20 protein-coding genes and 1 tRNA gene are annotated in these 18,251 nt (G+C 68.7%); 13 read left to right on the top strand and 8 right to left on the bottom strand.

Annotated elements, in window-relative coordinates; genetic code table 11:
• Window positions 1-54: 54 nt before the first annotated feature.
• The 3 genes from ACSQ2H_RS21040 (at window position 55) to ACSQ2H_RS21030 (ending at window position 3,512) form a co-directional block, all read left to right on the top strand.
• The gene (locus ACSQ2H_RS21040; protein ID WP_436063311.1) at window positions 55-597 is read left to right on the top strand and encodes an LptA/OstA family protein; all 543 of its coding nucleotides are present in this window, start codon (window positions 55-57) and stop codon (window positions 595-597) included.
• A gap of 29 nt (window positions 598-626) precedes the next feature.
• A complete protein-coding gene (lptB, locus tag ACSQ2H_RS21035; protein ID WP_183772402.1) occupies window positions 627-1,367 on the top strand; it encodes an LPS export ABC transporter ATP-binding protein in 741 nt (246 codons plus the stop codon).
• A 102-nt stretch (window positions 1,368-1,469) separates the two neighbouring features.
• The gene (locus ACSQ2H_RS21030; protein ID WP_436063310.1) at window positions 1,470-3,512 is read left to right on the top strand and encodes a S9 family peptidase; all 2,043 of its coding nucleotides are present in this window, start codon (window positions 1,470-1,472) and stop codon (window positions 3,510-3,512) included.
• A 75-nt stretch (window positions 3,513-3,587) separates the two neighbouring features.
• On the opposite strand, the gene ACSQ2H_RS21025 is transcribed toward ACSQ2H_RS21030, so the two are convergent.
• Both ACSQ2H_RS21025 and ACSQ2H_RS21020 read right to left on the bottom strand, forming a co-directional pair.
• On the bottom strand, window positions 3,588-4,805 hold the full coding sequence (locus tag ACSQ2H_RS21025) for an RtcB family protein (protein ID WP_436063309.1): 1,218 nt from the start codon (window positions 4,803-4,805) through the stop codon (window positions 3,588-3,590).
• A gap of 288 nt (window positions 4,806-5,093) precedes the next feature.
• Complete coding sequence (locus tag ACSQ2H_RS21020) at window positions 5,094-5,840, bottom strand: helix-turn-helix transcriptional regulator (RefSeq protein ID WP_436063308.1); 747 nt, start codon at window positions 5,838-5,840, stop codon at window positions 5,094-5,096.
• 102 nt (window positions 5,841-5,942) lie between these two features.
• On the opposite strand from ACSQ2H_RS21020, the gene ACSQ2H_RS21015 reads away from it, so the two are divergent.
• Complete coding sequence (locus tag ACSQ2H_RS21015) at window positions 5,943-6,686, top strand: glutathione S-transferase family protein (RefSeq protein ID WP_436063307.1); 744 nt, start codon at window positions 5,943-5,945, stop codon at window positions 6,684-6,686.
• Window positions 6,687-6,768: 82 nt separating this feature from the next.
• Window positions 6,769-8,262 (top strand): RNA polymerase factor sigma-54, encoded by a 1,494-nt coding sequence (rpoN, locus tag ACSQ2H_RS21010; RefSeq protein WP_436063306.1) that lies wholly within the window; start codon window positions 6,769-6,771, stop codon window positions 8,260-8,262.
• On the opposite strand, the gene ACSQ2H_RS21005 is transcribed toward rpoN, so the two are convergent.
• Window positions 8,259-8,870, bottom strand: coding sequence for a TetR/AcrR family transcriptional regulator (locus ACSQ2H_RS21005; RefSeq protein WP_436063305.1), 612 nt, complete (start codon window positions 8,868-8,870; stop codon window positions 8,259-8,261). The two genes, rpoN and ACSQ2H_RS21005, sit on opposite strands and share 4 nt — an antisense overlap.
• A gap of 111 nt (window positions 8,871-8,981) precedes the next feature.
• Here ACSQ2H_RS21005 and ACSQ2H_RS21000 point away from each other — a divergent pair, with 111 nt between their 5' ends.
• From ACSQ2H_RS21000 to ACSQ2H_RS20985, 4 genes are all read left to right on the top strand, one after another.
• Window positions 8,982-10,307 (top strand): oxygenase MpaB family protein, encoded by a 1,326-nt coding sequence (locus tag ACSQ2H_RS21000; protein ID WP_436063304.1) that lies wholly within the window; start codon window positions 8,982-8,984, stop codon window positions 10,305-10,307.
• A gap of 84 nt (window positions 10,308-10,391) precedes the next feature.
• Complete coding sequence (locus tag ACSQ2H_RS20995) at window positions 10,392-11,363, top strand: methionine ABC transporter ATP-binding protein (protein ID WP_436063303.1); 972 nt, start codon at window positions 10,392-10,394, stop codon at window positions 11,361-11,363.
• Window positions 11,364-12,020, top strand: a complete 657-nt coding sequence (locus ACSQ2H_RS20990) for a methionine ABC transporter permease (RefSeq protein WP_436063302.1) — start codon at window positions 11,364-11,366, stop codon at window positions 12,018-12,020. It begins immediately after the preceding gene.
• A 17-nt stretch (window positions 12,021-12,037) separates the two neighbouring features.
• Entirely contained in the window at window positions 12,038-12,835 is a 798-nt protein-coding gene (locus ACSQ2H_RS20985) for a MetQ/NlpA family ABC transporter substrate-binding protein (protein WP_436063301.1), read from the top strand.
• 153 nt (window positions 12,836-12,988) lie between these two features.
• Here ACSQ2H_RS20985 and ACSQ2H_RS20980 read toward each other — a convergent pair whose 3' ends face one another.
• The gene (locus tag ACSQ2H_RS20980) at window positions 12,989-14,032 is read right to left on the bottom strand and encodes an aspartate-semialdehyde dehydrogenase (protein WP_436063300.1); all 1,044 of its coding nucleotides are present in this window, start codon (window positions 14,030-14,032) and stop codon (window positions 12,989-12,991) included.
• Between the two features lie 293 nt (window positions 14,033-14,325).
• Between ACSQ2H_RS20980 and ACSQ2H_RS20975 the strand changes: the two genes are divergently transcribed.
• From ACSQ2H_RS20975 to ptsN, 3 genes are all read left to right on the top strand, one after another.
• Window positions 14,326-14,943: an exopolysaccharide biosynthesis protein gene (locus tag ACSQ2H_RS20975; RefSeq protein WP_436063299.1), complete on the top strand. Its 618-nt coding sequence runs from the start codon at window positions 14,326-14,328 to the stop codon at window positions 14,941-14,943.
• A gap of 31 nt (window positions 14,944-14,974) precedes the next feature.
• Window positions 14,975-15,613 carry a ribosome hibernation-promoting factor, HPF/YfiA family gene (gene hpf, locus ACSQ2H_RS20970; RefSeq protein WP_436063298.1) on the top strand — a complete coding sequence of 213 codons (639 nt, stop codon included), beginning with the start codon at window positions 14,975-14,977 and terminating at the stop codon, window positions 15,611-15,613.
• A 73-nt stretch (window positions 15,614-15,686) separates the two neighbouring features.
• A complete protein-coding gene (ptsN, locus tag ACSQ2H_RS20965; RefSeq protein WP_436063297.1) occupies window positions 15,687-16,151 on the top strand; it encodes a PTS IIA-like nitrogen regulatory protein PtsN in 465 nt (154 codons plus the stop codon).
• A 51-nt stretch (window positions 16,152-16,202) separates the two neighbouring features.
• On the opposite strand, the gene ACSQ2H_RS20960 is transcribed toward ptsN, so the two are convergent.
• The gene (locus tag ACSQ2H_RS20960; RefSeq protein ID WP_183772404.1) at window positions 16,203-16,457 is read right to left on the bottom strand and encodes a DUF1150 family protein; all 255 of its coding nucleotides are present in this window, start codon (window positions 16,455-16,457) and stop codon (window positions 16,203-16,205) included.
• A 44-nt stretch (window positions 16,458-16,501) separates the two neighbouring features.
• On the bottom strand, window positions 16,502-16,918 hold the full coding sequence (locus ACSQ2H_RS20955) for an Hsp20 family protein (protein ID WP_436063296.1): 417 nt from the start codon (window positions 16,916-16,918) through the stop codon (window positions 16,502-16,504).
• 208 nt (window positions 16,919-17,126) lie between these two features.
• On the opposite strand from ACSQ2H_RS20955, the gene ACSQ2H_RS20950 reads away from it, so the two are divergent.
• Window positions 17,127-17,528: a GFA family protein gene (locus tag ACSQ2H_RS20950; RefSeq protein WP_436063295.1), complete on the top strand. Its 402-nt coding sequence runs from the start codon at window positions 17,127-17,129 to the stop codon at window positions 17,526-17,528.
• 62 nt (window positions 17,529-17,590) lie between these two features.
• Here the strand turns inward: ACSQ2H_RS20950 and ACSQ2H_RS20945 are convergent.
• Together ACSQ2H_RS20945 and ACSQ2H_RS20940 are read right to left on the bottom strand one after the other, a co-directional pair.
• Window positions 17,591-17,666, bottom strand: a tRNA-Ala gene (locus tag ACSQ2H_RS20945).
• 118 nt (window positions 17,667-17,784) lie between these two features.
• Window positions 17,785-18,249, bottom strand: coding sequence for a TIGR02300 family protein (locus ACSQ2H_RS20940; protein WP_436063294.1), 465 nt, complete (start codon window positions 18,247-18,249; stop codon window positions 17,785-17,787).
• Window positions 18,250-18,251 lie beyond the last annotated feature (2 nt).

The following is an 18,251-nucleotide window of genomic DNA, read 5'->3' as shown; positions in this document are numbered from 1 at the left end:
CGACTTTCGGACCGGGCTTCCCAGATGGGCTTCATGAGCATGAGCGGGCTTGAAATGACGAAGCTGGCGGCGCTGGTCGCAGTCACGATGGTGCTGGGCGCGGGCCCGGCCGCCGCGCAGCTGAGCCAGAGCTCGGACGCGCCGGTGGACATCACCGCCGACGCGCTGGAGGTCATCAACAACCAGTGCCTGTCGATCTGGAGCGGATCGGCCGAGGCGCTGCAGGACCGCACGCGGCTGCGCGCCGACGTGATCAAGACCTTCTCCAAGCAGCAGGCCGCGCGGCCGGGCGGCGCCGGCGGCGCGTGCGGCGCGCTGGACCGCATGGAGGCGATCGGCAACGTCTACTACGTGACCCCGCAGCAGAAGGTGCGCGGAGACAACGCCAACTATGACGTGACCGCCGAGCGCATCGTCATAACCGGCGACGTGGTCGCCGTCTCCGGTCAGAACGTGATCCGCGGCGACCGGCTGGTGGTCAATGTCGCGACCGGCGACGCGCAGATGCAGTCGGGCGCCAAGGGCCCCGGCAAGGCGCGTCCGCGCGCGGTCATCTTCCCGAACCAGCAGGCGGGCCAGCCCGCCGCCCGCCGCTAGGAGTTCACTTGGCCGAGGCCGAACAGTCGTTGCCGGGCCTGGCCGGCGAAGGTCTTGTCGTCGACAACATCGGCAAGTCCTTCCGCAAGCGTGCGGTGGTGAAGGGCGTGTCGCTGCGCCTGGCGCGCGGCGAGGTCGCGGGCCTGCTCGGCCCGAACGGCGCGGGCAAGACCACCTGCTTCTACATGATCACCGGCCTGATCCCGGCCGACTACGGCTCGATCTACCTGGACGGCGAGAACATCACCCGCCAGCCGATGTACCAGCGCGCCCGCATGGGCGTCGGCTACCTGCCGCAGGAAACCTCGATCTTCCGCGCCATGACCGTTGAAGAGAACGTCATGGCCGTGGTCGAGCTGCGCGAGCGCAGCCAGGCGCGCGCCAAGCAGACGGTGACCGAGCTGTTGCAGGAGCTGCGCATCGAGCATCTGCGCACCTCGCCGGCGGTGTCGCTGTCCGGCGGCGAGCGCCGCCGCGTCGAGATCGCCCGCGCCCTGGCCAGCGAGCCGTCGTTCATGCTGCTGGACGAACCGTTCGCCGGCATCGATCCGCTGGCCATCGCCGACATCCGCGAGGTGATCACCTACCTCAAGGGCCGCGGCATCGGCATCCTGATCACCGACCACAATGTCCGCGAGACGCTGGACATCATCGACCGCGCCTCGATCATCCACGCCGGCGAAGTGCTGTTCGAAGGCACTCCCGACCAGATCGTCGACGATCCGGAAGTGCGCCGGGTCTATCTCGGCGAGCGCTTCGGCCAGGACTGACCGGCAGCGCCTTCGGGCAAGATCGTCCGCATCTGGACAATCACCGCGCAAGTTCCTTCTATGGCGCCGCCGCGATAGGGCGGTCGGGGATGCTTCGCCTACATGCGTTACGCCAGTTTGCTTCTCGCGGCCTGCGCCGCTCTTTCCGTGACGCCGGCGCTCGCCCAGGTCGCGGAGGCGCCCTCGCGGGTGTTCGCGCCGCGCGACCTGTTCGGCCTGGAATACGCCTCCGATCCGCAGTTCCGGCCTGACGGCGGCGCCATCGCCTATGTGCGGGTCGCCAACGACATCATGACGGACCGGGCGCGGCGGTCGATCTGGCTGGTCGATCCGAAGACCGGCGCCCAGAGCCCGCTGATCGCTGACGAGCGGTCCAACAGCCGGCCGCGCTGGTCGCCGGACGGCCAGCGCCTGGCCTATGTGGTCTCCGGGCCCGGCGGCCCGCAGGTCCACGTGCGCTGGATGGCGAGCGGCCGTTCGGCCCAGGTCGCCACCCTGGAGCAGGCGCCCAGCGAGCTGGCCTGGTCGCCCGACGGCAAGTCGCTGGCCATCCTGATGCTGACCGCCGACGAGCCGGCCAAGCTGGGCGCGCCGCTGGCCAAGCCGGAGGGTGCGACCTGGGCTCCGCCGCTGAAGGTCGAGGACCGGATGACCTGGCGCGCCGACGGCGACGGCGAGCTGAAGCCCGGCTTCTCGCAGGTGTTCGTGGTTTCGGCCGACGGCGGCGCGCCGCGCCAGCTGACCTTCGGCAAGTTCGACGCCTTCGGGCCGCTGGCCTGGAGCGGCGACAGCCGCAAGGTGCTGTTCTCGTCCAACCGCAACAAGGACTGGGAGCGAAACTCGGCCGACAGCGAGATCTTCGCGGTCTCGGCGCTCGACGGGACCCTGACCCAGCTGACCCGCCGGGTCGGGCCTGACCGCGCGCCGGAGGTCTCGCCGGACGGGCGGCAGATCGCCTATCTCGGCTATGACGACGCCGCGCGGCGCAGCTACGAGAACGTCCAGCTCTATGTGATGGGCGCCGACGGCCAGGGTTCGCGTTCGCTGACCGCGGGCCTGGACCGCAGCATCGACGCGGCGCAGTGGTCGCACGACGGCCGCAGCCTGGTGGTGTCGTACGACGACCACGGCGTGAAGAAGCTGGCCAGGGTCTCCCTGGACGGCAAGATCCAGCCGCTGGCCGAGAGCGTGGCCGGTCCCGCGCTCGACCGGCCCTACACCGGCGGCGACTTCTCGCTGGCCCGCGACGGGGCGGTGGCCTTCACGCAAGGGTCTCCCGAGCGGCCGGCCGACATCGCGGTGGCCGGCAAGGGCGCGGCGCGGCGGCTGACGGCGCTGAACGCCGACCTGTTCGTCGGCAAGACCCTGGGCAAGGTCGAGAAGCTGGCGGTGACCTCCGCCTTCGACGGCAAGCCGATCGACGCCTGGATCGTCACCCCGCCGAACTTCGATCCGTCGAAGAAGTATCCGCTGGTGCTGGAGATCCACGGCGGGCCGTTCTCGGCTTATGGCCCGTACTTCTCGACCGACAACCAGCTCTATGCGGCGGCCGGCTATGTGGTGGTCTATTCAAACCCGCGCGGCTCGACCTCGTACGGGGCGGCCTTCGCCAACGAGATCGACAAGACCTATCCCGCCCACGACTACGACGACCTGATCAGCGTGGTGGACGCCGGGATCGCCAAGGGCTTCGTCGATCCGGCCCGCCTCTATGTCACCGGCGGATCGGGCGGCGGCCTGCTGACCGCCTGGATCGTCGGCAAGACCGACCGCTTCAAGGCCGCCGCGGCCCAGAAGCCGGTGATCAACTGGACCAGCCAGGTGCTGACCGTCGACGGGGCCAACTTCATGGCCGACTACTGGTTCGGCAAGATGCCGTGGGAAGACCCGCAGGGCTATTGGGCGCGCTCGCCGCTGTCGCTGGTCGGCAATGTGAAGACCCCGACCCTGGTGCTGGTCGGCGATCGCGACCTGCGCACGCCGGTCGGCGAGTCCGAGCAGTACTATCAAGCCCTGCGCCTGCGCGGCGTGCCGACGGCGTTCGTGCGCGTGCCGGAGGCCTCGCACGGCGGGCTGGCGGTGCGTCCTTCGCAGTCGGCCGCCCGGGTGCAGGCGATCCTCGCCTGGTTCGAGCGCTACAAGTAGGCGATCGGGCGGGTCGATCACTCGGCCCGCCCGGCCCTTGCAGACGTCCGGCTCGCGAGAGCGAGCCGGCGCGCCTTAGCCCTTCACGCAGACGACCTGGCGCAGGGTGTGGACGATCTCGACGAGATCGGCCTGGGCCGCCATGACCGCGTCGATGTCCTTGTAGGCCATCGGCGTTTCATCGATCACGTCGGCGTCCTTACGGCACTCGACCCCCGCGGTGGCCGCGACGTGGTCGTCCACCGTGAACCGGCGCTTGGCCTCGGTCCGGCTCATCGCCCGGCCGGCCCCGTGCGAGCAGGTGCAGAACGAGTCTTCGTTGCCCTTGCCGCGCACGATGAAGGAACGCGCCCCCATCGAGCCCGGGATGATCCCGAGTTCGCCGAGGCCGGCCCGCACCGCGCCCTTGCGGGTCACGAAGACGTCCTTGCCGAAGTGACGCTCGCGGCTGACGTAGTTGTGGTGGCAGTTCACCGCCATCTCCGTCGTCGCCAGGTCCGGGAACGCCGCGCGCAGCACGCCCAGCACCTGGTCCATCATCACTTCGCGGTTCGCCAGGGCGTACTTCTGCGCCCAGCTGACCGCCCGCACATAGTCGATGAAGCCGTCGGTCCCTTCCGGGAAGTAGGCGAGATCGACGTCGGGCAGGTTCACGAACCAGCGCCGCATGTCCTGCTTGGCCCGCTCGACGAAGTAGCTGCCGAAGCGGTTACCGACCCCGCGCGAACCGGAGTGCAGCATCACCCACAGGGCGCCGCCCTCGTCGAGGCAGAGCTCGACGAAGTGGTTGCCGGTCCCGAGCGTGCCCAGGTGGCCAAGGCCGCGCGGGTGCGCCGCCTTGGGATTGCGGGCGATCACGTCGTCATAGCCGTCCTTCAGCGCCGCCCACTTGGCCTGGGCGATCGCCGGCGGTTCGGCCGCCCAGGCGCCCTTGTCGTTGCGCCCGCCATTGTCGGTCCGGCCGTGCGGGACGGCCGCCTCAATCGCGGTGCGCAGCGCCAGCAGCGAGTCCGGCAGGTGCTCGGCGCGGATCGAGGTCCGCACCGCCATCATGCCGCAGCCGATGTCGACGCCGACCGCGGCCGGGATGATCGCGCCCAGGGTCGGGATGACCGAGCCGACGGTCGCGCCCATCCCCCAGTGCACGTCGGGCATCACCGCGACGTGCTTGTGGATGAACGGCAGGCTGGCGACGTTCTGCAGTTGTCGGCGGGCCGAGTCCTCGAGCGGGACACCGCGCGTCCACGCCTTGATCGGTTTGCCGGTGGTCTCGATGTATTCGAACCCGCTCATCGGGTTCTCCTTTCCTTGCCGCCCCACCCGGCGTCACGGCTGGAAGGGACCTCCGGAAACGAAGAACCCCTCCAGGCCGGGCCGGGAGGGGTTCTTCGTACAGTCCCAAGATCGACGGCGATCCTAGACCCGAGCTACCTCCCAGACATGAGCGTGCTTTTCCTCGACCTGGCGGCCGAAGAGCGAGACGCACATCTGATTGGTAGGCCGCAGGGCCATGGAGGGTCTCCGATTTGGGAGGCGCGGATTACAGAGTTCGCCGAAAGCGCGCCAGAGGGAAAAACCAGTTCACCCCGCCGGTGTGGCCGCAGCGTCACGGTCGGCGGCGTGCTGTTCCAGATAGCGTCGGTGCTCGGCCTCCAGCGCCGCGCGCCAGCGGGCGCGCAGCAGGGAGGGGCGGTCGGGATAGCGGTCTTCCAGGAACTGCGCGCTGACCACCCGGTCGGTGCGGAAGTTGCGGAAGTCGGTGCGCAGTTCGCACCAGGCGACCAGCATCCGCACCGTCTCGTGATAGCCGACCGTGACCGGCCAGACGGTGCGCTGGCTCTCGCGATCCTGCTCGTCGCGGTACTGCAGCGTGATCTTGCGGCCGGCGCGGATCGCGGCGCGGACCTGGGCCATGTCGAGCTGGTCGGGCGCGGCCGAGCGCCAGGCCGGGACGGCGCGGCCGGCCGGTTCGAGCACATAGGGGCGCAGGCGCTCGGGCACCGAGGCGCCGATCTTGGCGATCAGGTCCTGGGCGGCGCGGGCCAGGGAAGGGTCGCCGCGGCTGGCCACCCACTGGGCGCCGAGCACGGCGGCCTCGATCTCGTCGGGGGTGAGCATCAGCGGCGGCAGGTCGAAGCCCTGGTCGAGCACGTAGCCCATGCCGGCCTCGCCGCGGATCGGCACCCGCTGGCCCATCAGGGTCGCGATGTCGCGATAGACCGTCCGCTTGGAGGTCTCGAGCTCCTCGGCGATGGCGTCGGCCGTGATCGGCGCGCGCGCCCGGCGCATGATCTGGATGATCTGGAACAGGCGGTCGGCGCGACGCATGGAGATCCGCTTCATGGGGCTGGAGCATCGGCGAGGGATGCTGACAGCATGGTGGCAGTAGCTCGGTTCTAAGCCAACGGAGTTCTTTCAGGGAGAGACTCCATGATCACGCTTTACGGAATCGGTGCGAATTTCGGCCTGCCCGAGGCGAGCCCCTATGTGACCAAGACCGAGGTTCACCTGCGCATGGCCGGCCTGGCCTACGCCAAGGAAGTCGCCCCGCCGCAGATGTCCCCCAAGGGCCAGCTTCCGTGGCTGGAAGACGACGGCGAGCTGATCGCCGACAGCCACTTCATCCGCCAGCATCTGGAACGAAAGTACGGCGTCGACTTCGACGAAGGGCTCGGCGTCGCCGAACGGGCCCAAGCCTGGGCGATCGAGCGGATGGTGGAGAATCATCTCGGCTGGACGCTGATCAACGTCCGCTGGCTGATCCCGGAAAACTACGCCAAGGGGCCGGCGCAGTTCTTCCAGGCGATGCCGCCGGCCATGCAGGAAGACATGCGTCGCGACATCCAAGCCCGGATGACCGAGAGCCTGCGGGCGGTCGGCATCGGCCGGCACAGCGACGAGGAGATCCTGAGCCTGGGCGTGCGCTCGCTGGCGGCGCTCTCGGCGCTGCTGGGCGACAAGCCGTTCCTGATGGGCGCGCGGCCGACCGGCGTCGACGCCATCGCCTTCGGCATGCTGGCCGGGCTGATGATCCCGTTCTTCGAAGCGCCGCTGCGCGACCGCGCGATGAGCTTCTGCAACCTGGCGCGATACGTCGATCGGATGATGGCCGGGGTCTACCCTGAGTTCGACTGGGCCCCGCTGGCCGCGGCGCGCGAGACCATGGCGGCGTAAACGAAGCGTCGCCGTGCGGTTAACACTTCGGTTGTGATGAGCGCGCTAACCTCGCCAGCAAGAAACAGGCCAGGAGGCGGATTTGGCGCTCGGCGCGCGTTTGGAGCTGAGGCAGGGGCAGGGGCTGGTCATCACGCCCCAGCTGCAGCAGGCGATCAAGCTGCTGCAGCTCTCGAACCTTGAGCTCGAAGCCTTCGTCGAGGGCGAGCTGGAGCGCAATCCGCTGCTGCAGCGCGACGAGCGCGAATCAGAGCCCGACCGCGAAGAGCAGCCGCGCAGCGAGGCCGACGACTATTCCGCCGACCAGGTCAGCGACCACGCCGCCGCGGCGGAGATGGACACCTCGCACGACCAGGCCTCGCCCGGCGAGCACGCGACCGGCGACGCTCAGGAAGCCCAGCATGCGGGCGGGGCGGTCGACTGGTCGAAGGCCGGCAAAGGCGGCAGCTTCGAGGACACCGACGATTTCGAAGGCCGGCTGACCCGCGAAAAGACGCTGAGCGAGCACCTGCACGATCAGTTGGCCGTGGCCGGGCTGAGCCCGACGCAGAACGCCATCGCCGCCATCCTGATCGACGGGGTCGACGACGGCGGCTACCTCCGCGTCGACCTGCTCGAGACCGCCGAGCGGCTGGGCTGCGACCTGGTCGCTGTCGAGGGCGTGCTGACCACGCTGCAGGGCTTCGAGCCGACCGGCGTCTTCGCCCGCGACGTGCGCGAATGCCTGATGCTGCAGCTCAAGGAACGCGATCGCTGCGATCCGGCGATGGTGGCGCTGCTGGACAATCTGGAGCTGCTGGCGCGGCGGGACATGAGCGCGCTGCGCAAGGTCTGCGGCGTCGACGACGAGGACCTGCGCGACATGGTCGCCGAGCTGCGCGGCCTGACCCCGCGCCCCGGCGCGGCGTTCGGCGGCGAGGCGAGCCAGCCTGTGGCGCCCGACGTGTTCGTGCGCGAGGGCCTGGGCGGCCTGTGGCACGTGGAGCTGAACACCGACACCCTGCCGCGGCTGCTGATCGACCAGCGCTATCATGCCCGTGTGGCCGGCGGCGCGCGGACCGACCAGGAGAAGGTCTTCGTCTCCGACTGCATGGCCAGCGCCAACTGGCTGGTGAAGAGCCTGGACCAGCGCGCCAAGACGATCCTGAAGGTGGCCAGCGAGATCGTGCGCCAGCAGGACGGGTTCCTGGCCTTCGGGGTCGAGCACCTGCGGCCGCTGAACCTGAAGACCGTGGCCGACGCCATCGGCATGCACGAATCCACCGTCAGCCGAGTGACCTCGAACAAGTACATCGCCACGCCGCGCGGCATGTTCGAGCTGAAGTTCTTCTTCACCTCGTCGATCGCTTCGACTTCGGGCGGGGAAGCGCACTCGGCCGAAAGCGTGCGCCACAAGATCAAGCAGCTGATCGACACCGAGCGCGGCGAGCGCGACGTGCACTCCGACGACCGGATCGTCGAGATCCTCAAGGAAACCGGCGTCGACATCGCCCGCCGGACCGTCGCCAAGTACCGCGAGGCGATGCGCATCCCCTCGTCCGTCGAGCGTCGGCGGATGCTGAAGGAAGCGGTCTAGCCGCCCGGCGCCGCGGCGGCCGGCAGGGCCGTCAGATAGGCTTCCAGCAGGCGAACCAGTTCATCTTCGAGCGCGGCCGGGTCGAGGCCCAGGCCGGGTTCGGCCGCGGCCGCGCGCAGCAGGCTGATCGGCGCGTGGGTGAGCACGAAGGCGCGCTCGGGGGTCAGCTCCATGGAGAACTGGGCCTTGCCCTCGATGGCGGCCAGGAACGCCTGGTGGTGCTGGGCCAGCCCGCCGTCGTCGCCGCGCCGCCGGTAGAGCGCGTCGAGCAGGGCGGCGCGGCCGCGCGGCGCGTCGTCGAAACTGCGGGTCAGGGCCTGGACGATGGCGCGCACGGCGTTCGCGCCCGGCGGGCTGATCACCAGGTCGGCGATGTCGTCGCGCACTGCGCTGGCGCGCTGCTCGGCCAGGGCGGCGAGGATGTCGTCCTTGTCGCGGAAGTACTGGTAGACGGTGCCGATGCTGACCCCGGCGCGGGCGGCGATATGGTTGGTGGTCAGCCGCTGGGCGCCCTCGGCTTCGAGAAGTTGAAAGGTGGCGTCGAGGATCACCTTGATCGTCGACTCGGCGCGCGCCTGGCGCGGCGTTCTGCGTTGTCTTTCAGTCATTTGGCGAAACCGAAGGGCGGCGGCGCGCGGCCGCGTGAACGCGAGTAGGAATGTGAGGAATGCTTACATATCGTTCCTGGCAGACCAAGACCTGATCGCCCGGAGATGTCCATGAGCCTCGCCGTCGAGCGCGCCCGCCAGCGGATCGCCGCCCAGAAGGCTGAGCTGCCGCTGATGTACGGGGCCGTGGACTTCGATCGCCAGCCGGAGCGGTTCACCGACGACCCCGCGCTCGCGGTGGTGCGCGACCGCGCGCCGCTGGGCGTGCAGGTGACCGACGAGGAGATCGAGCTGGTCCGCGCCTATTCGATGCTGGGCGACGTGGTGGCCGACGCCTATGCGGCGCTGATCCCGAAGCACGGCTTCCGGGGCCTGATCGCCATGCTGGTGCAGGCCTGTGACCACGGGATCGAAGCGGTCGAGGACGCGCCGCCGGAGCTGGCCGCGTTCATCGCCGCGATGGAGGCGACTCCGGACTGGGTGAACATGGACCTCGTCGCCGAGGGCGCGCGGCTAGACCGCAACGCCACCGCCAACCTGGCGCCGTTCGCGATCCGCGGGGCGTTCATCGCCACCTTCCTCAACAAGTACTCCGCCCTGCCGATGGCCCTGACCGGGACCTTGAGCAACGACACCGCCGCGCGGCGGGTCAACGAGACGGCGACCTTCTTTGCGACCACGGTGCTGCCCGGCGCGCTGGAGCGCCACGGTGAAGGCTTCAAGGCCGCGGCCATGGTGCGGCTGATGCACTCGATGGTGCGGTTCAACGCCCTGCGCACCGGCCGCTGGGACAGCGCCGTCTACGGCGTGCCGATCCCGCAGGTGGACCAGATGCCGGCCGGTCTGATCCCGATCTTCCTGATGGCGTTCAAGTTGGTCGGCCAGGGGCGGCGCGAGTTCACGGCCTCCGAGCGAGCGCAGGTCGAACTGGCCCGCTACCGCTGCTTCCTGCTGGGCCTGCCCGAGGAGCTGCTGGCGACGACGCCCGAGGGGATCGTGCGGATCATGACCGCGCGCAACTCGACCCTGCGCCAGGGCTTCGACGACGAGACCTGCGGCGAGCTGATCCGCGCGACGCTGTCGGCCTATCTGCCGGCCAGCCGCTCGCCGATGGCGCGGCTGCACAACGTGGTCGAGAAGAGCTTCGCCAAGGCGTTCTTCCTGCGCCAGTTCCTGAAGGGCGACCAGGCGGCGGCGCAGCGGATGGGCGTGCCGGTCAGCGGTCTGGACCGGGCGGTGTTCGCGGCGGTGGCCGTGGCCATCGGTCTGCGGATGGCGGCCTATCGCTGGGCCGGGCGGATCCCGGGCTTGCGCGGGGCGGCCGACGCGGCCCTGGTGCGCAAGATCCGCGCGCTGCTGCAGCGCTATGGCCACGCCGAGTTCACGACCGACGCCGGCGCCTATCGGCCGACCCATGGCGTGCGCGCGGCGGCCTGATTTCGGCAAGAACGCGCCCGGACCTGCGGGCTTTGCAAGAAATTCTGTCTTGAGCCTGGCGGGCGTCCGGATAGGGATGCCCGCGTGATCAGCTTTCAATCCGTCGGCAAGACCTTCACGCGCGCCGCCGCGCCCGCGCTCCATGACGTCACCATGCAGGTGCAGGCCGGCGAGGTGTTCGGCGTCATCGGCCAGTCGGGGGCCGGCAAGTCGACCCTGATCCGGCTGATCAACGGGCTGGAACGGCCGAGCGCGGGGAAGGTGATCACCGACGGCGAGGATGTCGGGGCGCTGGACGCCGCCGCGCTGCGGGCCCTGCGCCGCCGGGTGGGGATGATCTTCCAGCACTTCAACCTGCTGTCGTCGAAGACCGTCGCCCAGAACGTCGCCTATCCGCTGAAGGTGGCGGGCGTAGCCAAGGCGCAGATCGGCCCGAAGGTCGAACTGCTGCTGGCGCGGGTCGGCCTGAGCGACCAAGCGCACAAGTATCCGGCCCAGCTGTCGGGCGGACAGAAGCAGCGGGTCGGCATCGCCCGCGCGCTGGCCAACGGCCCGAAGATCCTGCTGTGCGACGAGGCGACCAGCGCGCTGGATCCGCAGACCACGGAGCAGATCCTCGACCTGCTCAGCGAGCTGAACCGTGAGCTTGGCCTGACCATCGTACTGATCACCCACGAGATGGAGGTGATCCGCCGCGTCTGCCATCGCGTCGCCGTGCTGGACGCCGGATCGGTGGTCGAGAGCGGCGAGGTGGCCGAGGTGTTCCTGCATCCGCAGCATGACGTGACGCGGGCGCTGGTGGCCGACGCCGCTGGGTTGGGCGCCGCGGCGACGCCCGGGGCGCTGCGCCTCACGTTCCGCGGGCAGGCGACTTATGAGCCGATCCTGGGACGCATCGCCCGCGACACCGGCGTCGACTACTCGATCCTGGCCGGCCGCATCGACCGCATCCGCGACGAGCCCTATGGCCAGCTGCTGGTCTCGCTGGTCGGCGGCGATGTCGCTGCGGCGCGCGAGCGGTTGGTCGCCGCCGGCGTGCGGGTCGAGGAGGCCTAGATGTTCGCCAATATCAACTGGGCCGACATCGGCCAGGCGAGCCTCGACACCCTGGTCATGCTGGCCGGGTCGCTGGGGTTCTCGGTGCTGCTGGGCCTGCCGCTGGGCGTGATCCTGTTCCTGACGGGAAAGGGCAAGCTGCTCGACAACGCGCCGGCGCACGCGGCGCTGTCGTTCGCGGTCAATGTGCTGCGCTCGGTGCCGTTCGTGATCCTGCTGATCGTGATGATCCCGCTGACCATGCTGCTGGTCGGGACGTCGCTGGGCGTGGCCGGAGCGATCCCGCCGCTGGTGGTGGGCGCCGCGCCGTTCTATGCCCGCCTGGTCGAAACGGCGCTGCGCGAAGTCGACAAGGGCGTCATCGAGGCGGCCCAGGCGATGGGCGCCAGCCCGCGGCAGATCGTGTTCGGAGCGCTACTGCCCGAGGCCCTGCCCGGCATCGTGGCCGGCGCGACGGTGACGGCGATCGCGCTGGTCTCCTACACCGCCATGGCCGGCGTGGTCGGTGCGGGCGGGCTGGGCGACCTCGCCATCCGTTTCGGTTACCAGCGGTTCCAGACCGACGTCATGGTCGTGACGGTGCTGCTGCTGCTGGCCCTGGTGCAGGGCCTGCAATGGGCGGGCGACCGCCTGGTCATCAAGCTCAGCCGCCGTTGAGCTGCGAAAGGAAGTCCATGCTGAACAAGCGCACCCTGATCTTGGCCGCCGCCGCCCTGGCGCTGGCCGCCTGCGGCCAGAAGCCGGCCGCGCCGTCCGACACCCTGGTGATCGCCGCCACGCCGGTGCCGCACGCCGAGATCCTGGAGGTCGTGCGCCCGATCCTGGCCAAGGAAGGCGTGAAGCTGGATGTGAAGGTGTTCAACGACTACGTGCAGCCGAACCTGCAGGTCGCCCAGAAGCAGCTGGACGTGAACTACTTCCAGACCGCGCCCTATCTCGACGAGTTCAACAAGGCGCGCGGCACCAACCTGGTGAAGGTGGTCGGCGTGCACATCGAGCCGATCGGGGCCTATTCCAAGAAGATCAAGTCGCTGGCCGAGCTGCCGCAGGGCGCCAGCGTGGCGATCCCCAACGAGCCGAGCAACGGCGGCCGGGCGCTGCTGCTGCTGCAGAAGGGCGGCCTGATCACCCTGAAGGATCCGGCCAACCCGCTGTCGACGCTGAACGACATCGTCGCCAACCCCAAGGGCCTCAAGTTCAAGGAGCTGGAGGCTGCGACCCTGCCGCGGGTGCTGGGCGAGCTGGACCTGGCGGTGATCAACACCAACTACGTGCTCGACGCGGGGCTGAACCCGGCCAAGGACGCGCTGATCCTCGAGGATGGGAACAGCCCCTATGTGAACCTGCTGGTCGCGCGGCCGGACAACAAGGACGACCCGCGGGTGCAGAAGCTGGCCAAGGCGCTGACCGGGCCCGAGGTGAGGGCGTTCATCGCCCAGAAGTACGCCGGCGCGGTGCAGCCGGCGTTCTGACGCCGAAGGTTGTCGGCAGGTTGATCCTAGACGTCCCTCTCCCCGCTTGAGGGGAGAGGTGAGGTGAGGCGGCGCGAAGCGTCGCATTGCGGCCGACGCCGTGGTCCCCCTCACCCCAACCCTCTCCCCCAAGGGGTGAGGGAGCGGTCGGCACTACCGGGCGACGACTTCGGCGATCTGGACGGCGTTGAGGGCCGCGCCCTTCAGCAGCTGGTCGCCGACCACGAACAGGCTGAGCGTGCGGCCGGTGGGGTCCGACAGGTCGGCGCGGACGCGGCCGACCAGCACGTCGTCGCCGCCCGAGGCCTCGTTCGGCATTGGGAAGTGGTTGCGCAGGGCGTCGTTGACCAGCTTCACGCCCGGGGCGGCGGCCAACCACTCCACGGCCTCTTCCGAGGTGATCGGGTTTTCGAACTCGACGGTCAGCGACATCGAGTGGGCGCGCAGCACCGGCACCCGGACGCAGGTGAACGACAGGCGCAGGTCGGGCGCGGACATGATCTTGCGGATCTCCTCCATCGCCTTGAGTTCCTCGCCGTTGTAGCCCGTCTCGGCGTCGACGCCGGCGTTGTGGCTGAACAGGTTGAAGGCGTAGGGGTGCGGCAGCACCTTCGGCTCGAACGCCTCGCCGGCCAGGTAGGCGGCGGTCGACTGCTCGAGCTCGGCCATGGCGGCGGCGCCCGCGCCCGAGGCCGACTGGTAGGTCGCGGCAATCACGCGCTGGACCGTGTTGCGGGCGTTGAGCGGGGCCAGGGCCATCACCGCGATGGCGGCGACGCAGTTGGGGTTGGCGATGATGCGCGGCTGCTCGCCCAGCAGGCCGCCGTTCACCTCCGGCACCACCAGCGGGATCTCGGCCTGCATGCGGAAGGCTGAGGAGTTGTCGACCACGACGCAGCCCTTGGCCGCGGCGATCGGCGCGAACTCACGGCTGATGCTGGCGCCGGCCGAGAACAGGGCGATGTCGACGCCGGTGAAGGATTCGGCGGTCAGCGCCTCGACGGCCACCTGGCGGCCCTGGAAGACGTAGGTGCGGCCGGCCGAACGCGGTGAGGCCAGCAGCTTCAGCGAGCGGACCGGGAAGTTGCGGCGCTCGAGGCACTCCATGAGCTCGACGCCGACAGCGCCGGTGGCGCCGACGATGGCGACGTTGAACAGACGTTGGCCGGCGGGGCGGGCGACTTCAGTGGAAAGCATGACTCTATCGTCTCCGGTGGTGAGTTCCGGGAGGCCGAGGTCTTTCGCTTTTCGAGAATGCGACCCCAGCCTGCCGGCGGGGTCCTTGGGGTCTTACGCGGCGAGCACGCGCGAACCCCCAAGCCCCGCGGGCATGGTGGTTTTAATCGCGCTTTTAATGGTCGAACGACGCATGGCGCTCCGATATGGCAAGAGGCGCCTGCTTGTAAATGAAGAAATGCAGGCCAGATCCAAAACACGTCCCGGGCGTTGTGGTCACGCTGGGAAACGACGAGGGGCCGCCGCGGCGAGGCATGAGCGACGACGACACCGACCACACCTCCATCTCGGCCATCGTTCGTGAGCTGAGCGCGCGCGACAGCGTGAGCGTTGGCGAGATCATCGACCGGTTCGGAACCCGCGCCTTCGGGGCGCTGCTGTTCATCTTCGCCCTGCCAAACCTGCTGCCGCTGCCGCCGGGATCCTCGACTGTGCTGGGCGCGCCGCTGCTGCTGCTGGCGCCGCAGGTGGCGCTGGGGGTCGACGCGCCGTGGCTGCCGCGCTCGGTCGACGGGCGGCGGATCAGCGGGGCGGACCTCAACAAGGTGTTCGGACCGCTGCTGCCGTGGGTCGAGCGGTTCGAGAAGATCTCGCGCCCACGCATCGGTCTGCTGTTCAGCCCCTGGGGCCAGCGGTTGATCGGCGTGATCTGCTCGCTGCTGGCGTTCGTGCTGATCCTGCCCATTCCGCTGGGCAACCTGCTGCCCGGCCTGACGATCGGCGTTCTGGGGTTTTCGCTGTTCCAGCGAGACGGCTTTTTTGCGGTCGCCGGGTACATCCTGGCGGCGTTCAGCGCCTTTCTTTTGTACGTGGCCGCGGACGCCGTGGTCGCCGGTGTTCGCCTTCTCGTGAACTGGCTCGGGGGAGCTTGACACCCAAGCCGCACGGGCGCGTTGTTACGTCATGCAAGTCTTAGTCTCTGGCAAGCATGTCGCCGTCGGGGAGGCCCTGCGCGAGCGGGTCACCGACGAAATCACCGGTTCCATCGGTAAGTACTTCGAACGTGGCGGAGACGCCGACGTCGTGGTCAGCCGTGAGGGCCATTCCTTCCGAGTCGACTGCGCGGTGAAGCTGGCCTCAGGCCAGGCGTTGCAGTCCCATGGTCTGGGGAGCGATGCACACGGCGCATTCGACGCCGCGCTCGCCAAGATCGAGACTCGCATCCGACGCTACAAGCGTCGGCTGAAGAGTCATTCCGCCGCGGCGAACGCCAAGCAGGCGGAAACGGCGTCCTATTTCGTCATCCGCGCCCCCGAGGGGGACGAGGATGTCGACTGGGACGACGGCGAAACGTCGCAGCCCGCGCACCAGCCGCCTTCGGGAATGGTGATCGCAGAAACCGAAAAGCCGGTTCGCGAAATGACCGTTTCTATGGCGGTCATGGAGTTGGACTTGACGGAATCTCAAACAATCGTGTTTAGGAACGCCGCTCACGGAGGCTTGTCCGTGGTGTACCGCCGGCCGGATGGGAATATCGGCTGGATCGATCCCGAACGTACGAAGTCGCTCGATGGGAACGGCATAAACGGAGTTGGCGTCTAGGCGCTGTCTCCCGCCGTCCTCAGAGCCGGACAACGTCGGTCGGGCTTTGTTCGAGTTTGGGCGTCACGAGATTATGCAAATAGGCGACATCCTGGACCGCGCGGCGATCGCGGCGCGTGCGAGCGCGCCGAGCAAGCGTCAGGCCCTGGCCGTGGTGGCGGAGATCGCCGCCCGGCACTTCGGGCTGGACGCGGGCGTCGTGGTGGACGCGCTCATCGAGCGTGAGAACGCAGGCTCGACCGGCGTCGGCCATGGCGTGGCCGTGCCGCATGCGCGGCTGGAGGGCCTGACTCAGATGCGCGGCGTGTTCGTGCGCCTGGACCAGCCGGTCGCTTTCGAGTCGGTGGACGAGCAGCCCGTGGATCTGATCTTCGCGCTGTTCGCGCCGCCGAACGCCAGCTCCGAGCATCTGCGGGCCCTGGCCCGGGTGTCGCGGATGCTGCGTCAGGGCGACCTGCGCGAGCATCTGCGCCAGGCGAGGACGCCTGACGCCATTCATGCTCTGCTGGTTCAGGAGCGGCCGTCCGCGGCGGCCTGATAGGGCCGCTGGCCGGGCCCTCCAGGCCCGACCAGCATTCTTCCTATTCGACTAGTGCACCGACACCGGCGCCAGTTCGTGGGCCAGCGCCGCGGCGACGGCCGAGTCCTTATCGGTCAGCACCGCCAGGCGTTCGCCGTCGGCGCGGTGGACCGCGTACAGAATCTGATCGGGATCGAGCTGAAACCCCTGGATCTGTGCAGCGGGCGTGCTCGCCATGATCTCGGCGGCCTTGATCGGACGGACGTAAACGAGGTCCGGGGCGCCGAGAGCGGCGAAAGCTTCAGTCGTAAGATTGGGCGTCATCATGACCACCTCCGTAAAACTCAACGCGTCGAACGGCCGCCGGTTCAGACGGCCGTCTTGATCGGGATCCGCTGGACGAGGCGTTCCGGTTCCGGGCGGATCAGGTCGATGTGCAGCAGTCCATGGGCCAGGGTGGCCCCTTCGACCTTCATGCCGTCCGCCAGGACGAACGTGCGGATGAAGCCCCGCGCCGCGATGCCGCGGTGCAGATAGGCCTCCTCCGAGCCGCCTTCACGCTTGCCGGCGACCACCAGTTGGCGGTCGTCCTCGACCGTCACCTGCAGCTGGTCGGGGGTGAACCCGGCCACGGCCAGGGTGATCCGCAGGGCGCCCTCGCCGCGGTCTTCCACGTTGTAGGGCGGATAGCTCTCGGCGGCGGCCTTGGCCGCGCGCTCGATCAGGCTGCGGGTATGATCGAAACCCAGCAGGAAAGGGCTGTCGAAAACAAGCGACCGGTTCATTCCAGAGTCCTCGGCTTAAGCGACTCCCCGGAACCTCCGCCCAAAGCTCGGCGCGGCGGTCCGGTTGGATTTCATGTGGCGATTAGGTCGCGTGATTTCAACGGCGCAGCCGGTGGGGCGGGCTGACGCGGACAAAGGCTGACACGCTGCTGACAGAATTCGGCTGCTGGCGCGTTAGCTAGGTTGCATTGTCCATGGAGCCAAGCCGATGCCCCTGATCGCCTCCTGCCACTGCGGCGCCACCAAGATCCAGGCGCCCGTCCCGACCAGCGCCACCAAATGCAACTGCACGTACTGCGCGCGCACCGGCGCGGTGTGGGCGTATTACAAGCCCGGCGAGATGCAGATGCTCTCGCAGGACGGCGAGGGGACCTACTCGGCCAGCGACGCCGGCAACCTGCATCACTTCTGCGGCCGCTGCGGGATGCAGACCTGGGGCGATTCCCCGGACTGGGCTTCGGTCTACAATGTGGACGGGACGCCGAAGCCGGGGTTCGAGGCCGGATCGTTTCCGACGGCGCGAATCCAGGCGCTGAACCTGCGGCTGGTGGACGACCTCGATTGGTCGGCGATCGCGGTGGAGAAGGTGGACGGCCGCAACAGCTGGTAAGGCGGCGGCGAGGTCGAAACCCAGAAAAGGCGAAGGCCCGCAGGGTGTCCTGCGGGCCTCCATGGTGGAGCTAAGGAGAGTCGAACTCCTGACCTCTTGAATGCCATTCAAGCGCTCTACCAACTGAGCTATAGCCCCGAGGTCTCGGGTCTCTTCAGTGGTCGCCCCCCGAAGAGGCGCGGAACCTAGTCTGAGAGTTTCGTGCGATCAACCCACCCTGAAAGAAAAATTTGAGCGGGTTGTCGCACCCCGGATTTTACCGGTCGTCGTCGTCCCCTTCGCCGGGGAGTCCTTCGATTTCGGTGTCGTCGAAATCGTCCTCGTCCTCGTCTTCCAGGAACGGCACGTCGTCGCTTTCCTCGTCCTCGAGTTCGTCCTCGGAGAATTCGGACAGCTGGTCTTCCGGCGTGGCGTCGGGCGCCTCGTCGTCATCGTCCGAAACCAGCGGGGGTTCGTTGGCGACCTCGTCGAGTTCAGGGGTCGACGCGTCGTCTTCCTCTTCGTCCTCGTCCTTGGCCTTGCCGCGGACCTGATCCTCGGCGTCCTCGTGATCGTGGTCGACGGGGGCGGCGCGGGCGCGAACCCGGCGATTGCGGACGGCTTCGTCCGGGTCGAACTCCGTGCCGCATTTAGGGCAGACGGCGGGCCGGCGGGTCAGGTCGTAGAACTTTGCCTGACAGTTGGGGCAAATTTGCTTTGCGCCCAGTTCTGGATTGGCCAAGG

Source organism: Phenylobacterium sp. LjRoot97, from assembly GCF_964254345.1.
Classification (GTDB): domain Bacteria; phylum Pseudomonadota; class Alphaproteobacteria; order Caulobacterales; family Caulobacteraceae; genus Phenylobacterium.
Note: the sequence above shows the minus strand (reverse complement) of the source record. Positions and strands in the feature narration are given on the sequence as shown.

Excerpts from the sequence above, each read along its gene's own strand:
- ACSQ2H_RS21040 (WP_436063311.1), top strand. The coding sequence starts at position 55 with ATGACGAAGCTGGCGGCGCTGGTCGCAGTCACGATGGTGCTGGGCGCG.
- ACSQ2H_RS21030 (WP_436063310.1), top strand. The coding sequence starts at position 1,470 with ATGCGTTACGCCAGTTTGCTTCTCGCGGCCTGCGCCGCTCTTTCCGTG.
- ACSQ2H_RS21025 (WP_436063309.1), bottom strand. The coding sequence starts at position 4,805 with ATGAGCGGGTTCGAATACATCGAGACCACCGGCAAACCGATCAAGGCG.
- ACSQ2H_RS21020 (WP_436063308.1), bottom strand. The coding sequence starts at position 5,840 with ATGCGTCGCGCCGACCGCCTGTTCCAGATCATCCAGATCATGCGCCGG.
- ACSQ2H_RS21015 (WP_436063307.1), top strand. The coding sequence starts at position 5,943 with ATGATCACGCTTTACGGAATCGGTGCGAATTTCGGCCTGCCCGAGGCG.
- ACSQ2H_RS21005 (WP_436063305.1), bottom strand. The coding sequence starts at position 8,870 with ATGACTGAAAGACAACGCAGAACGCCGCGCCAGGCGCGCGCCGAGTCG.
- ACSQ2H_RS21000 (WP_436063304.1), top strand. The coding sequence starts at position 8,982 with ATGAGCCTCGCCGTCGAGCGCGCCCGCCAGCGGATCGCCGCCCAGAAG.
- ACSQ2H_RS20990 (WP_436063302.1), top strand. The coding sequence starts at position 11,364 with ATGTTCGCCAATATCAACTGGGCCGACATCGGCCAGGCGAGCCTCGAC.
- ACSQ2H_RS20985 (WP_436063301.1), top strand. The coding sequence starts at position 12,038 with ATGCTGAACAAGCGCACCCTGATCTTGGCCGCCGCCGCCCTGGCGCTG.
- ACSQ2H_RS20980 (WP_436063300.1), bottom strand. The coding sequence starts at position 14,032 with ATGCTTTCCACTGAAGTCGCCCGCCCCGCCGGCCAACGTCTGTTCAAC.
- ACSQ2H_RS20975 (WP_436063299.1), top strand. The coding sequence starts at position 14,326 with ATGAGCGACGACGACACCGACCACACCTCCATCTCGGCCATCGTTCGT.
- hpf (WP_436063298.1), top strand. The coding sequence starts at position 14,975 with ATGCAAGTCTTAGTCTCTGGCAAGCATGTCGCCGTCGGGGAGGCCCTG.
- ptsN (WP_436063297.1), top strand. The coding sequence starts at position 15,687 with ATGCAAATAGGCGACATCCTGGACCGCGCGGCGATCGCGGCGCGTGCG.
- ACSQ2H_RS20960 (WP_183772404.1), bottom strand. The coding sequence starts at position 16,457 with ATGACGCCCAATCTTACGACTGAAGCTTTCGCCGCTCTCGGCGCCCCG.
- ACSQ2H_RS20955 (WP_436063296.1), bottom strand. The coding sequence starts at position 16,918 with ATGAACCGGTCGCTTGTTTTCGACAGCCCTTTCCTGCTGGGTTTCGAT.
- ACSQ2H_RS20950 (WP_436063295.1), top strand. The coding sequence starts at position 17,127 with ATGCCCCTGATCGCCTCCTGCCACTGCGGCGCCACCAAGATCCAGGCG.